The sequence below is a fragment of the Rhizobium sp. UBA1881 genome, from assembly GCF_002338015.1.
In the GTDB taxonomy this organism is placed as follows: domain Bacteria; phylum Pseudomonadota; class Alphaproteobacteria; order Rhizobiales; family Rhizobiaceae; genus Rhizobium.
This window is the reverse complement of record NZ_DDHH01000191.1, coordinates 1-14,713: the sequence shown is the minus strand read 5'-3', so window position 1 is coordinate 14,713 and position 14,713 is coordinate 1. Positions and strand designations below refer to the sequence as shown.

14 protein-coding genes are annotated in these 14,713 nt (G+C 60.7%); 11 read left to right on the top strand and 3 right to left on the bottom strand.

Annotated features, from left to right (window positions below; translation table 11 throughout):
* The first annotated feature begins 2 nt into the window (after positions 1-2).
* Positions 3-1,079 (top strand): ABC transporter ATP-binding protein, encoded by a 1,077-nt coding sequence (locus tag B3605_RS23445; protein ID WP_162725021.1) that lies wholly within the window; start codon positions 3-5, stop codon positions 1,077-1,079.
* On the opposite strand, the gene tehA is transcribed toward B3605_RS23445, so the two are convergent.
* Both tehA and B3605_RS23435 read right to left on the bottom strand, forming a co-directional pair.
* Positions 1,076-2,080, bottom strand: coding sequence for a dicarboxylate transporter/tellurite-resistance protein TehA (gene tehA, locus B3605_RS23440; protein WP_112973046.1), 1,005 nt, complete (start codon positions 2,078-2,080; stop codon positions 1,076-1,078). The genes B3605_RS23445 and tehA overlap by 4 nt on opposite strands.
* A 189-nt stretch (positions 2,081-2,269) precedes the next feature.
* Positions 2,270-3,169, bottom strand: coding sequence for a LysR family transcriptional regulator (locus B3605_RS23435; RefSeq protein ID WP_112818828.1), 900 nt, complete (start codon positions 3,167-3,169; stop codon positions 2,270-2,272).
* Positions 3,170-3,288: 119 nt separating this feature from the next.
* Here B3605_RS23435 and B3605_RS23430 point away from each other — a divergent pair, with 119 nt between their 5' ends.
* From B3605_RS23430 to B3605_RS23405, 6 genes are all read left to right on the top strand, one after another.
* A complete protein-coding gene (locus B3605_RS23430; protein WP_112943505.1) occupies positions 3,289-4,221 on the top strand; it encodes a VOC family protein in 933 nt (310 codons plus the stop codon).
* A gap of 142 nt (positions 4,222-4,363) precedes the next feature.
* Entirely contained in the window at positions 4,364-5,053 is a 690-nt protein-coding gene (locus B3605_RS23425; RefSeq protein ID WP_111560831.1) for a hydrolase, read from the top strand.
* A gap of 79 nt (positions 5,054-5,132) precedes the next feature.
* Positions 5,133-5,420, top strand: coding sequence for a XapX domain-containing protein (locus B3605_RS23420; protein ID WP_112435380.1), 288 nt, complete (start codon positions 5,133-5,135; stop codon positions 5,418-5,420).
* Positions 5,421-5,519: 99 nt separating this feature from the next.
* Positions 5,520-7,397, top strand: coding sequence for an amidohydrolase (locus tag B3605_RS23415; protein WP_296436403.1), 1,878 nt, complete (start codon positions 5,520-5,522; stop codon positions 7,395-7,397).
* A gap of 220 nt (positions 7,398-7,617) precedes the next feature.
* Complete coding sequence (locus B3605_RS23410; RefSeq protein WP_296436401.1) at positions 7,618-8,055, top strand: DoxX family protein; 438 nt, start codon at positions 7,618-7,620, stop codon at positions 8,053-8,055.
* Positions 8,052-9,650, top strand: a complete 1,599-nt coding sequence (locus B3605_RS23405) for an MFS transporter (RefSeq protein WP_112943508.1) — start codon at positions 8,052-8,054, stop codon at positions 9,648-9,650. Before B3605_RS23410 ends, B3605_RS23405 begins: the two co-directional genes overlap by 4 nt.
* A gap of 75 nt (positions 9,651-9,725) precedes the next feature.
* Here the strand turns inward: B3605_RS23405 and B3605_RS23400 are convergent, their stop codons facing one another.
* Positions 9,726-10,208: an Lrp/AsnC family transcriptional regulator gene (locus B3605_RS23400; RefSeq protein ID WP_026282647.1), complete on the bottom strand. Its 483-nt coding sequence runs from the start codon at positions 10,206-10,208 to the stop codon at positions 9,726-9,728.
* Between the two features lie 328 nt (positions 10,209-10,536).
* Between B3605_RS23400 and B3605_RS23395 the strand changes: the two genes are divergently transcribed.
* Genes B3605_RS23395 through B3605_RS23380 form a run of 4 tightly spaced genes read left to right on the top strand, consistent with a single transcriptional unit; the run spans position 10,537 to position 14,711 of the window.
* Positions 10,537-11,694, top strand: coding sequence for a Gfo/Idh/MocA family protein (locus tag B3605_RS23395; RefSeq protein WP_112943509.1), 1,158 nt, complete (start codon positions 10,537-10,539; stop codon positions 11,692-11,694).
* Between the two features lie 13 nt (positions 11,695-11,707).
* Entirely contained in the window at positions 11,708-12,592 is an 885-nt protein-coding gene (locus B3605_RS23390; RefSeq protein WP_018896583.1) for a carbohydrate ABC transporter permease, read from the top strand.
* Entirely contained in the window at positions 12,589-13,446 is an 858-nt protein-coding gene (locus B3605_RS23385; protein ID WP_018896582.1) for a carbohydrate ABC transporter permease, read from the top strand. Before B3605_RS23390 ends, B3605_RS23385 begins: the two co-directional genes overlap by 4 nt.
* A 59-nt stretch (positions 13,447-13,505) precedes the next feature.
* Positions 13,506-14,711, top strand: a complete 1,206-nt coding sequence (locus tag B3605_RS23380; protein WP_162705034.1) for an ABC transporter substrate-binding protein — start codon at positions 13,506-13,508, stop codon at positions 14,709-14,711.
* Positions 14,712-14,713: the final 2 nt, after the last annotated feature.

Sequence of the window (14,713 nt, the reverse complement as noted above, 5' to 3'; positions counted from 1 at the left end):
CGATGGAAACAGCGAGCGTCTCGCTCAAGGACGTGCGAAAATCCTACGGCAGCCTGCCTGTCGTGCACGGCATCGATCTCGACATCAAGGAGGGGGATTTCGTCGTTTTCGTCGGCCCCTCCGGCTGCGGAAAATCGACCCTGCTCAGGATGATCGCCGGTCTCGAGGAGGTGACCGATGGCCAGATCAGCATCAAGGGGCGGGATGTCACCGATCTCGACCCGTCCGATCGCGGCATCGCCATGGTCTTCCAGTCCTACGCGCTTTATCCGCATATGTCGGTGCGCGAAAACCTGGCATTCGGCTTGAAGATGGCGAAGACAGACGCGGCGGAAATCAAGCGCCGCGTCGACGAAGCGGCCGGCATCCTGAAGATCGACCATCTTCTCGATCGCCGTCCGGGCCAGCTCTCCGGCGGCCAGCGGCAGCGCGTGGCCATCGGCCGCGCGATCGTGCGCGAGCCCGATGTCTTCCTGTTTGACGAGCCGCTGTCGAACCTCGACGCGGAGCTGCGCGTCTCGATGCGTATCGAGATCGCCAGGCTCCATCGCGAGCTCGGCAACACCATGATCTATGTGACGCACGACCAGACCGAGGCGATGACGCTGGCCGACCAGATCGTCGTGCTTCGAAACGGGAGGGTCGAGCAATCGGGATCGCCACGGGAGATCTACGAAAACCCGTCCAACATGTTCGTCGCCGGCTTCATCGGCTCGCCACGGATGAATTTCCTGAAGGCGGTCGCCCAGGGGAGCGGACGTTTCAACATCGCAGCGAAAAGCTTCGAGGATAAGGGGCGGCCGGCGAGCCTTCAGCGTGGGACGGAGTTCATGATCGGCATACGGCCGGAGCATATCGTGATCGGCGAGGTCGGCGATCGGTCGATCGCCGCGCGCGTCGAGTTCTTCGAATATCTCGGCGGCACGCGATACATCTATTGTGCGCTCGAAGACGGGCAGAACCTCGTCGTCGAGCAGAGGGCCGGGCTGGATATTGAGCCGGGCGCGGTGATTGCACTCGATCTGTCGTCCAGCCAGCGTCTGTTCTTCGATGCCGAGGGAGGGCGGTTGCGCGCTTAAAGAGCTCGGGCGAGCGGGAACAGCTTCCCTCGAAAAAGGAGCACGATCGTTCCCGCCGCCAACAGGGCGATTGCTGCGGTCACCAGCCAGAGCAAGGGCATGGCGAGTGTCGACAGGATGCCCTGTTCGCCGCGGTCGACCATGCGGATCAGATCGGTGGCGAGCGCGGTCAGACCGAAGGAAAAGGCCCAATAGGACGCCGCGAATGGTTGCTTCATGACCCATGGAAGAAGGCGAAGCGCCAGAAGCAGCTGCAGCATGGCGTAGCCCACCATGGCATGGGCCAGCAGATCCGGCGCTCCGTTCGTCACGCTCAGATAGGCGGCAGCGCCGACTGCTGGCGGTGCGAGCTGGATGCCGATCGTCGGACGCAGGGGCTCGGCCAGTTCCGCTGCATTCAAGAGCCGGTTCAGGATGACGGATTCCATCGCCAGCCACGAGAAGAAACCCGCACCGAAAGCCAGTTGCGCCAGATCGGAATAGCCGAGTGCCGCGCCGACGATTGCCGCGACATAGCATCCGGCAACCGTCGGGAGATACAAGACCGGCGTCGTCGTGGTCGGATCGCGTCCGCCCTGCCACAAGGCACCCGTCCGCCATATCGCGAAGACGAGTGTCCAGAGCAGGCCGATCCAATAGAATGCCAGCGCCAGCGCGCCGGAAAACGGCGCGACCATCGCTGCGCAAAGCATGGTGGCGACGCCGATGAGGCCGATGAAGCAGCACTGCACGGGATGCACGATCTCCTTGCGCGCTTCCTCCGCGAAGAGGATCCACTTCAATCCATAGAGACAAACGAGCACGAACCAGACAACAAGCGCGAGAAGCGCAATGCCATCTCCGACAGTGGTAGGAAGCGCGAAATGACCGGCCGCTGCCCGCCAGGCGTTGGAAAGGCCCGCTATGCCGAGCACGATGCCGAAGGCCGATGCAGGAACGACAGGCAGTCGCTTTCGACCGGCTGCGGACGACTCGTCGAGTTGCGATTGCGTTGCGGTCATGGGGGCTCCGACGCTGGAAACGAATGGCTGCGAATGCGATCTTGCGTAAGATGATGCCCTCGCCGCTGTTCCGGCTTTGGCCAACGCATAAAGAGCCTGTTGCATCGGTATTGCAACAAACGGCGCGGCGAATTCGTCAGAATTCCTCATGCGCGACCGCCCGCGACGGCGTCCATGCGCGCAAGCCTGCTAGTCGAGCATGACCATATGCGCCGGAAGCTGCTCCTCGAAAAACTTCGAGAACGTCGCGATACGCGGCGGAAGCGTCTGGTAGGGCGGGTAGTAGAGCGTCAGCCAAAGCTCCTGCGGCGCCCAGCCCGGCAGCACGTGAACCAGCCGGCCGGTGCGGATATGCTCGGCGATGTGAAAGCCCGGCAGCATGGCGACGCCGACCCCATCGGCCGCCATATCCGCGAGCACTTCGCCATTGTTGGCGCTGAACGCGCGTCCAGCCGCGATCGAGATGCTCGATCCGCCGTCCGAAAGGGCCCAGTTCTCACGCCGGCTCTCGCCGCTGTAGGCGAGGCAATCGTCGGGCGTCAGTTCGTTGGGATGCTGCATCTCCGTGAAGCGGCTGCCCGGCGCCGCAACCAGGATCCTCGGCACCGCCCGGATCTTGCGCCAGATGGTGAATTTGTCCGAAGGCGCGGATGAAATGCGGATCGCGAGGTCGTAGTCGTCGTCGATGATGTTGACCAAGCCGTCCGACAGCGAAACCTCGAAGCTCATCTTCGGATAGCGCTCCCGGAAGCCCGACAGAATCGGCGTGAGGATCGTCTTGCCAAGCCAGGTCGGCGCGCTGATCCGCAGCCGCCCCTGGTCGGACTTGTGCGCGTTCTTGACGTCCTTGCGCGCGTTCTCAAGCGCTTCGACAGCCGGCTGGATCTGCGCCGCGAAGACGGCGCCATCAGTGGTCAGCGACACCTGGCGCGTCGTGCGCACGAAAAGCTGAACGCCGAGATCGTCCTCGAGTGCCGCGATCGCACGGGTGACGGCCGCGGGTGTCATGTCGAGCTCGCGGGCGACCTGGGCGAAGTTGCGCTTTTCGGCGGCGAGCAGGAAGGTTTTCAGGGCTTTATAGTCGTTCATCTCAATTATTTCAAAAATCGCAATTCATTCGAGAGGAATATTGCAATTCCGCAATGCAATCAACCCGGTTACATCTCTGGTCATCGAAACGGCAACGCCCACAGAGAAAGGCAACGGCCATGATCAAGGAAATCAAGGGACTGCACCACGTCACTTCGATGGCGTCGGATGCCCAGCAAAACAACCGGTTCTTCACCAACGCACTTGGCCTGCGCCGCGTGAAGAAGACCGTCAACTTCGACGACCCGAGCGTCTACCACCTCTACTACGGCGATGAAAACGGCACGCCCGGCACGGTCATGACCTACTTTCCTTTCCCGCACATGATGACCGGCCGCCCCGGCGTCGGTGAAGTCAGCGAGACGCAGTTCTCCATCCCGAAGGGATCGCTGGCTTTCTGGAAAGACCGCCTGACGGCCCAGGGTGTGGTCGGTCTGAAGACCGACACTGTCTTCGGCGCCAACCGCCTGCGCTTCGCCGGCCCTGATGGCGACGGACTGGCGCTGATCGAAACCGCCGAAGACGTCCGCGCCCCATGGCTCGCCGAAGGCATCTCGGAAGACAATGCGATCCGCGGCTTCTCCGGTGCGCGCTTCGACCTGCACGACACCGCCGCCACATCGGAACTGCTGCAGTTCATGGGCTATGAGCGTGCCGAGGTCGAAGGTGATGTAACGCGGTTCATCATTCCCGGTGGCAATGGTGCCGACACCATCGACATCGCGTCGCTGCCGAAAACGCCGTTTGCCCGCCAGGGCGCCGGTTCTGTCCACCACATCGCCTTTGCCGTCGAGAACCGCGAAAAGCAGCTCGAAGTGCGCAAGGCACTGATGGACACGGGCTACCAGGTGACGCCGGTTATCGACCGCGATTACTTCTGGGCGATCTACTTCAGAACGCCGGGTGGAATCCTGTTCGAAATCGCAACCAACGAACCCGGTTTCGATCGCGACGAAGATACCGCTCACCTCGGCGAAGCCTTGAAGCTGCCGACCCGGTATGAAGCCTATCGCGGCCAGATCGAAGAGAACCTCGTTCCGCTCGCAGCATAACCCCGCACGGCAAACTGCCGTGCACCCCTAACGCCAACAATTTCCGCCTTCGAACGGCTGCCTGAGGCAGGCAGCCGACCGCCGGAGGCATCCCAATCCTTAACCGCCAAATTGGCAATCAAAATCTAAACGGAGAAATCAAATGTCCAAGCTCGAAGTCCTGACCCCTGCAAACAGCCAGCTCATCTTCATCGACCAGCAGCCGCAGATGGCTTTCGGTGTCCAGTCGATTGACCGCCAGACGCTGAAGAACAATGTCGTCGGTCTCGCCAAGGCTGCCAAGATCTTCAACATCCCGACCACGATTACGACGGTCGAGACGGAAAGCTTCTCCGGCAACACCTTCCCGGAACTGCTCGGCGTGTTCCCTGAGAACGACATTCTGGAACGCACGTCGATGAACTCGTGGGACGACCAGAACGTTCGTGATGCCCTTGCCAAGAACGCCGCCGGCGGCCGCAAGAAGATCGTCGTCTCCGGCCTCTGGACGGAAGTGTGCAACACCACCTTCGCGCTCTCCGCCCTCCATGATGTCCCCGACTACGAAATCTATATGGTCGCCGATGCATCCGGCGGCACCTCGGTCGACGCCCACAAGTATGCGATGGACCGCATGGTACAGGCCGGCGTCATCCCCGTGACCTGGCAGCAGGTCATGCTCGAATGGCAGCGCGACTGGGCCCGCAAGGAAACCTACAACGCCGTCACCTCGCTGGTGAAGGAACATTCCGGCGCCTACGGCATGGGCATCGACTATGCGGTCACGCATGTCCACGGCGGTGCCGAGCGCGTCAGCCACGGCAAGCGCATCGGCCCGAACCCAGCCAAGTAATCACCCGTGACCGCCGCTTCCGCAGGATCGAATGTTCCAGATGCGGAAGCGGCTTTCATCTAGAGTCGAGGATGGCCCCATGAAACTCTACCTTCTTTCCATCGGCGCAGGTCTTCTGGTCGGTATCGTCTACAGCCTGCTCAATGTTCGCTCTCCCGCGCCACCGATCGTGGCTCTTGTCGGCCTGCTCGGCATTCTGGTCGGCGAGCAGCTCATCCCCTTCGCCAAGACACTGATCGCCAGGGAGCCGGCGGCCGTCTCCTGGATCAACCAGATCAAGCCGCACATGTTCGGCCATATGCCGAAGGGCGAGAGCCGCAATGACGTCGTCGTGTCTCGCCAGGATCAGCACAAGTCTGATAGCTGACACCGCAAGAGGAGATTCGCTTGCGGTGGGGCCGACGCCCGGTCAATCCGGCGCAAAGCGTTGAAATCAATCTTAATAATGAAGCCAGGAGCATTTCCCATGTTCGCCGACCTCATCCTTCACCACGGTTTGATCACCACGCTCGATCGCACCAATCCAACCGCCAGCGCCGTCGCCATCAAGGACGGCGCCTTTCTCGAAGTCGGCACCGATGCCGAGATCATGGCGCTCGCCGGCCCGGATACCAAGATCGTCGACCTCAAGGGCAAGCGCGTCCTGCCCGGCCTGATCGACAACCATACCCACGTCGTGCGCGGCGGCCTGAACTACAACATGGAACTGCGCTGGGACGGCGTCCGTTCGCTCGCGGATGCGATGGACATGCTGAAGCGCCAGGTGGCGATCACGCCGGCCCCGCAATGGGTTCGCGTCGTCGGCGGCTTCACCGAACACCAGTTCGCCGAAAAGCGCCTGCCGACGATCGAGGAGATCAATGCGGTTGCACCGGATACCCCCGTCTTCCTGCTTCATCTCTATGACCGCGCGCTTTTGAACGGTGCAGCGCTCCGCGCCGTCGGTTACACCCGCGATACGCCCAACCCGCCCGGCGGCGAGATCACCCGCGACGCCAACGGCAACCCGACGGGCATGTTGCTTGCCAAGCCGAACGCCGGCATTCTCTACTCGACGCTCGCCAAGGGCCCGAAGCTGCCCTTCGATTACCAGGTCAATTCCACCCGCCACTTCATGCGCGAGCTCAATCGTCTCGGCGTTACCGGTGTAATCGATGCAGGCGGCGGCAACCAGAACTATCCCGATGACTACGAGGTCATCCAGAAGCTCTCCGACGAAAACCAACTCACCGTTCGACTAGCCTATAACCTTTTCACGCAGAAGCCGAAGGCCGAGAAAGAGGATTTTCTCAACTGGACGTCTTCGGTCAAGTACAAGCAGGGCAACGACTACTTCCGCCACAACGGCGCCGGCGAGATGCTGGTCTTCTCCGCCGCCGACTTCGAGGACTTCCGCCAGCCGCGCCCGGAAATGGCGCCGGAGATGGAAGGCGAACTCGAGGAAGTCGTGCGGGTTCTGGCCGAAAACCGGTGGCCCTGGCGCATGCATGCTACCTATGACGAAACCATCTCGCGTTCGCTCGATGTCTTCGAGAAGGTCAACAAGGATATTCCGCTCGAGGGCCTCAACTGGTTCTTCGACCACGCCGAGACCATCTCGGAGCGTTCGATCGACCGGATCGCGGCGCTCGGCGGCGGCATCGCCACACAGCATCGCATGGCTTATCAGGGCGAATACTTCGTCGAGCGCTACGGCCACGGCGTTGCCGAAGCCACGCCGCCGATCAAGCGCATGCTCGACAAGGGCGTCAATGTCTCGGCCGGCACCGACGCCACCCGCGTCGCCTCCTATAATCCATGGGTGTCGCTCTCCTGGATGGTCACGGGCAAGACGGTCGGTGGCATGCAGCTTTATCCGCGCGCCAATTGCCTCGACCGCGAGACCGCATTGCGCATGTGGACGGAGAAGGTCACCTGGTTCTCCAACGAAGAAGGCAAGAAGGGCCGCATCGAGAAGGGCCAGTTCGCCGATCTCGTGGTCCCCAGCAAAGACTTCTTCGCCTGCGCCGAGGACGAGATCTCGTTCCTCACCTCCGATCTCACGATGGTCGGCGGCAAGATTGTCTACGGCTCGGGTGACTTCGCCATATACGACGAAAGCAACATCCCGCCCGCCATGCCGGACTGGTCTCCGGTGCGCAAGTTCGGCGGCTACGCCGCCTGGGGCGAGCCCGATGGCGCCGGTGCCCGCTCGCTGCGCCGCACGGCCATTTCGACCTGCGGTTGCGCCAGCGATTGCGGCGTCCACGGCCACGACCACGCCGGTGCCTGGACCTCGAAGCTACCGATTGCCGATCTCAAGGGCTTCTTCGGCGCACTCGGTTGCTCCTGCTGGGCAGTTTGAGGCTGACGCGATAATCGAACGACGTATCGGCCTGGGCAGCGGGAGACCGCTGCCCAGGCTTGTTTTGCAGGAGTGGAAGGCTCCGCTGAATAATTGCAGATAACGCAATTAAATCGAAACTATTGATGCAATTGTTGGCAGCAATGGTTCCCGTCAATATGGCTCCATTAGACGAACACAGCGCCGCTCGAACCGACCGGCCAAGATCGCAGGAGCAACGATGACCAGCCACTCACCTTCAACACAGCGCAGGCTTCTAGCCGACATCGTATCGGCGCCTGCCGTGCGAACGGCCGCGTTGATTGCGCTTTGCGCCGCCTATATCCAGGGCCCGCTCACCAAGATTTTCGATTTCGGCGGTGCGATCGCCGAGATGGAGCATTTCGGCCTCTCCCCGGCACCCGTCTTCTCCGTCGTCGTCATTGCATTCGAGCTGACCGCCTCGGCCATGGTGGTGTCGGGCAAGCTGCGCTGGCTGGGCGCTCTCGCGCTCGCCGGCTTCACTGTTCTCGCGACCTTCATCGCGCTTCGTTTCTGGGAACTGCCCGCCGGCATGGAGCGGATGATGGCGACCAACGCCTTCTTCGAACATCTCGGCCTCGCGGGCGCCTTCATCCTCGTCACCATTTTCGACATCACCAAGGGAGCTGAAAAATGAGCACCGCAAAATCCTCCGGGGGCAGCTTCGCTCCACTCGCTCAACCCGTCTTCGCCGTCCTCTGGGCGGCCACCGTTCTCGGCAATACCGGCAGCTTCATGCGCGATGTCGCGAGCTCCTGGCTGATGACCGATCTCTCGGCCTCGCCGGCCGCAGTCGCCATGGTTCAGGCGGCGGGCACGCTGCCGATCTTTCTTCTCGCCATTCCGGCCGGCGTACTGACCGATATTCTCGATCGCCGCAAGTTCCTGATTGCAGTGCAGCTGCTGCTCGCCTCCGTCAGCATCAGCCTCATGGTTCTCGCCCAGACGGGCATGCTCTCGGTCAGCGCTCTGATCGGTCTCACCTTCCTCGGCGGCATCGGCGCAGCACTCATGGGGCCGACCTGGCAGGCGATCGTGCCTGAGCTCGTCAAGCGCGAGGACGTCAAGAGCGCGGTGGCGCTGAATTCGCTCGGCATCAATATAGCCCGTTCGATCGGCCCGGCGGCCGGCGGTCTTCTGCTTGCGGCGTTCGGCGCGGGTCTCACCTATGGTGCCGACGTTGCGAGCTATATCATCGTCATCGCAGCACTTGTCTGGTGGCCGCGTGCCAAGAACGCCAATGATGCCCTGCAGGAGAATTTCCTCGGCGCCTTCCGGGCGGGCCTTCGCTACACCCGTGCCAGCCGCCCGCTGCATGTCGTGCTTCTGCGCGCCGCGATCTTCTTCGCCTTCGCCAGTGCCGTCTGGGCCCTGCTGCCGCTCGTCGCCCGCCAGCTTCTCGGCGGTGATGCAAGCTTCTACGGTATCCTGCTCGGTGCGGTTGGCGCTGGTGCGATTGCCGGAGCGCTCGTCATGCCGAAGCTGCGTGAACGCTTCAGCGCCGATGGTCTCCTGCTCGGTGCGGCCATCATCACCGCTGTCGTCATGGCTATCCTGTCGCTTGCTCCGCCGAAGGCTGTTGCCATCGTCGCTCTGCTCTTCCTCGGCGGCGCATGGATCACCGCTCTGACGACGCTCAATGGTGCGGCTCAGGCTGTCCTTCCGAACTGGGTGCGCGGTCGCGGTCTTGCTGTCTACCTCACCGTCTTCAATGGCGCGATGACGGCTGGCAGCCTTGGCTGGGGTGCAGTCGGTACGGCCGTCGGAATTCAGGCTACGCTCATTATCGGTGCTGTCGGCCTTCTTGTTGCCGGTCTCATCATGCACCGTGTGAAACTGCCTGCCGGCGATACCGATCTGGTTCCGTCGAGCCACTGGCCGGAACCGCTTGTCGCCGAGCCTGTCGCCCACGATCGTGGACCGGTCCTCATCCTGATCGAGTACAACGTCGAAAAGCACAACCGTTCGGCCTTCCTTCGTGCGCTGAACGACATGTCGAACGAACGCCGCCGCGATGGCGCCTATGGCTGGGGCGTGACGGAAGACTCTGCGGATCCGCAGAAGATCGTCGAGTGGTTCATGGTGGAAAGCTGGGCAGAGCATCTTCGGCAGCACAAGAGGGTATCGAACGCCGATGCCGATCTGCAAGGGAAGGTGCTTGCCTACCACTCGGGCCCGGAGAAGCCCGTCGTCCGGCACTTCCTGACGATCAACCGCCCAGGCAAGGCCTGAAAGTCTGGACATAGAAGGGGGCTGGGAGGTCCCCTTCATTTGTCATAACAGCCGGGGTCTTCCTCGCTTCTTTCGTCAGCGCAGTCGCGTCAGATCGACCGGGCGGTTATTGATGATGGCCTCCATCGAGAAGAAGCCTGTCACCGTAGCGAGATCGAAATTCGTGATGAGCTTCTGGTAGAAGGCGTCGTAGCCGGACATGCCTTTTGTTACGACCTTGATCAAGTAATCCCAGTCGCCGCCGATGCGATAGAAGTCGATCACCTCGGGTAACCGTTCGACGTGTGCCCGAAAACCCTCGCTCCATTCCTTCGAATGATGGCGCGTGCGGATCATGACGAAGACTGTTAGATCGAAACCCAGCGCCTTGAGGTCGATGTCGCTATGCGATCCCCTGATAAGGCCAAGGGAATGCAACCGTTGTAGCCGACGCCAGCAGGCGTTTTGTGATAGGCCGATCTTTTCAGCCAGGTCGCGCTGCGACAAGGTCGCGTCATTCTGCATTGCGCTGAGAATCTTCATGTCAAACGCATCGATTTTAGCGGTAGAATCGTTCATTTGACACGCCTCGCAATCGATGTTGGAATGGTTTACTCGAACTTGTGAGAGACGGCACGATATCTGTCAATGCTCACAGTGCACGTGCTTCAAAGACAGGCGGAACTTCCGGCTGATTGCCCTTTGAAGCCAAGGGTGGGGACGGCTCAGGCCGCAGATTGGGCGTTCGGCGCTCGCTGTGCCCAGGATGAAAATCAAAATGCCTGTCAAACAAGCGTTATGAAAATTAATTTCACAGTTCCAACTTTTTCCGTGTTTCGTGTTGACGAGATCGAATTTTTGTCTCAACTTGACGAAAATAAATTACGTAAATGGGAACGAGAGCAGCATGAAAGTGGGAATTATCGGGCTAGGTTTCCGGCTCGGCTATCTGGGCTACGTCTTCAAGTCGATTGATGAAAGCTTCGAGATCGTCGGCTATGTCGATCCCGAGCCCGCGGGCCTGCCGGGTCTCGTCGAAAAGGGCGTTTCCGTCGGCAAATCCTATGCGACGCCGCAGGAGCTGATCGCCAACGAAAAGCTCGATCTCCTGATGATCGGCTCGCCCAATCTCTTCCATCTCGAGCATATCCGCATCGGCCTGGAAGCCGGTCTGAAGGTGTTCTGCGAAAAGCCGATCGTCACTACGATCGCCGAAAGCATCGAGCTTGCGCGTCTGATGGCCAAGTTCGGTCACGAGCGGCTGATGGTCGGCCTCGTGCTGCGTTACTCGCCGCTTTATCGCGACCTGCAGGCGGTCCAGGCTGCCGGCAATCTCGGTCAGATCGTCTCGATCGAGGCGTCCGAGCATATCGAACCCTATCACGGCGCATTCTTCATGCGCGACTGGCGCCGCTACGAGCGTTATTCGGGCAGTTTCATGCTGGAGAAGTGCTGCCACGATCTCGACCTTTATAATGGCATCGCCGGCGCGCGGCCCGAGCGGGTCGCGAGCTTCGGCGGCCGCAAGAGCTTTACGCCGGCAAACGATCCCGCTCGCGAAGGAATCAATGACCTCGAGCTGTTCCATCGCAAGCCGAGTGGCTGGAAGGGCACCGACAAGGTGTTCGACAGCGATGCCGATATCATCGACTACCAGGTCGCCATCGTCGAATATGCCAATGGCGTGGGCATGAACTTCCATACCAACCTCAACGTTCCTGACCAGTTCCGCCGCTTTGCGATCATGGGCTCGCGCGGGATGGCCGAGGGCGACTTCGTGCGCGGCTATCTCGATGTGCATGAGCAGCTGACCGGCAAGAAGGTCGTTGAGAACAAATACGCGGCCACCGAACTCTCGCAGCACTATGGTGCCGACGAACAGATGGCGGCCGACATTCTCGACAGCGTTCGCACCGGTACGGTGCTGCCCGTCTCGACCCTGAATGCCCTTGAAGCCGGTATTCTGGCACTCTCCATGGACGAGGCCCGCATCAAGAAGACGGTTGTCGACCTGCGTCCGGTATGGGACAAGTTCGACGAGGCGCTCCACGCCAGAGCGGCTTGAGGAGGGCGGCAGGATGAACGTTCAAAGAAGCAACCTCATCTTCGCCTGGATCCTTCTCCTTCCGGCAGTCCTCTATGTTGCGGTCATCGTCGCTTACCCGCTCGTCGATACGTTCATTCTGTCCTTCACCGATGCGTCGCTCAGAAAAGTGACCAATTGGGTGGGCTGGGCGAACTATGAGAAGATCTTCAACGCGACCTTCGCAGACGTGATCGTCCGCACCTTCATCTGGACCTTCTTCTCGGTCTCGCTGAAGATGATCATCGGCACCTTCGGCGCATCGCTGCTGAACAGCGCGGTGCCCGGTCGCTCACTGTTTCGTCTGCTGACCATGCCGCCATGGGTGGTGCCGATGGCGATCGGCATCTTCATGTGGGGCTGGATGTATAACGGCCAGTTCGGGATGATCTCGGGCATGCTGCAGCGCATCGGCTTCGTGGACGGCCCGGTGGCCTTTCTCGCCTATGGCAACACGGCATTCTGGGCAACGATCATCACCGACGTGTGGATCGGCGTGCCGATGGTCACCATCTATTTCCTGGCAGCCATCCAGTCGATACCGAAGGATCTCTACGAGGCGGCCTGGACGGATGGCGCGGGGCGTTTCTATCGCTTCCGCCGCATCACCTTGCCGCTGATGGTGCCGTCGATCATCACAATGTCGATGCTATCGCTCATTGCCACGTTCAACTCCTTCGATATCATCTGGATCCTGACGCAGGGCGGCCCCAGCGGACAGACCACGACGATGATCATCGATACCTACCAGACGGCCATCGGCTCGAAGAAATATGGTGAGGGTGCGGCCCGCGCGGTGCTGATCTGCATCTTCCTCTCGGCATTCTGCTTTGCCTATTTCCGTGTCACCCGTCGGCTCAACCCGGAGAAGCGCGCATGAAGAACGCGGCCATGATCGATCGCTACAGCTGGTGGGAAATCCTGCTGATCTACCTTGGTGTCTTGGTGTTCCTCACCTTCGTGCTGGCGCCCTTCGTCGAAGGCTTCCTGGTGTCGCTGAAGCCGCTCAGCCAGCTATTCTCGTCGCCGTACCGCTTTTGGCCGGAGAACGGCTCGTTCGAGGCCTATCGCACCATGTGGATCAGCGTTCCGGGCTTCGGGCGCTATATCTTCAACTCATTCTTCATCTCGATTATCGTCACCGTGATCGTGCTGGCGCTCGTCATCCCGGCCTCCTACGCCTTCGCGAAGTTCGAATTTCGCGGCATGGGCCTGCTGCTTGGCGCGTTCCTGACGGTCAACATGTTCTCTGGCGCCGTGCTGCTCATTCCGCTTTTCCGACTGATGCGCACGCTCGGCGTGCTCAACACCTATTTCGCGATGATCGTGCCTGGCGTGGCGTTCCTCATTCCTTCGGCGATCTGGCTGCTGCGGACCTACATGATCCGCATCCCGCAGGAGCTGAACGAGGCCGCCTATATGGATGGAGCCAGTCACTTCTATACGTTGCGCCGCGTGATCCTGCCGATTGCCATGCCGGGGATCATCGTCGTCGCCATCACCACTTTCATCGGCGCCTACGCGCAGCAATTCATCTTCGCGCTGACCTTCAACTCGAAGACCGAATACATGCCGTTGCCGGTGGGGCTCTTTGCTTACTTCGGTAAGCAGGAGGTTATCTGGAACGAGCTGATGGCAGCCTCCTTCGTCGGCATTCTGCCCGCGATGGTCATCATCTTCTTCCTGCAACGATATCTCGTCGGCGGTCTGACTGCCGGTGCGGTAAAACAATAACAAGTGAACAGCTAACTAACGGGAGTATTGACGTGAGCATCGCTTTCAAAACTAGCCTTATGGCACTGGCCTTGCTCGGCTCGACGGCGCTTGGCGCCATGACGGCCGAAGCTGCCGACAAGGAAATCAGCTGGATCTATTGCGGCGACAAGATCGACCCGATCCACGAGAAGTACATCAAGGAATGGGAAGGCAAGAATCCCGGCTGGAAGGTTGCGCCTGAAGTCGTTGGCTGGGCACAGTGCCAGGACAAGGCAACCACGCTCGCCGCCGCCGGCACGCCAGTCGCGATGGCTTACGTCGGCTCGCGCACGCTCAAGGAATTCGCCCAGAACGACCTGATCGTTCCGGTTCCAATGACCGACGACGAGAAGAAGGGTTACTACCCGCATATCGTCGACACGGTAACCTTCGAGGGCAACCAGTGGGGCGTGCCGATCGCATTCTCCACCAAGGCGCTCTACTGGAACAAGGATCTGTTCAAGCAGGCCGGCCTCGACCCCGAGAAGCCACCGACAACCTGGGCTGAAGAAATCGCTGCTGCAAAGACCATCAAGGAAAAGACGGGCATCCCGGGCTACGGCCTGTCCGCCAAGACCTTCGACAACACTATGCACCAGTTCATGCACTGGGTTTACACCAACAACGCGACCGTCATCGACGCCGATGGCAAGATCACGCTGGATAGCCCCGGTGTTCTGGCCGCTCTCCAGGCCTACAAGGACATCACGCCTTACTCCGAAGAAGGCCCGACCGCTTACGAGCAGAACGAAGTTCGTGCGATCTTCCTCGACGGCAAGGTCGGCATGATCCAGGCGGGTTCCGGCGCTGCCGCCCGCCTCAAGGACACGAAGATCAACTGGGGTGTGACGACGCTGCCGCTCGGTCCGGACGCCAAGGGCCCAGGCACGCTGCTCATCACCGACAGCCTGGCGATCTTCAAGGGTTCTGGTGTCGAGGACAAGGCGATCGAGTTCGCCAAGTACATCACCTCTCCCGAGCCGCAGGGCGAATACGAACTCCAGGGCGGCGCTGGCCTTACACCTCTGCGTCCGTCGGCAAAGGTCGATGAATTCATCAAGGCCGATGCTTCCTGGAAGCCGTTCATCGACGGTATCGCCTATGGTGGTCCCGAGCCGCTCTTCACCGATTACAAGGGTTTCCAGAACTCCATGATCGAAATGGTCCAGTCCGTCGTGACAGGCAAGGCCGAACCGGCTGACGCCATCAAGAAGGCCGCTGGCGAGATCGAAGCGTTCAAGTAAGC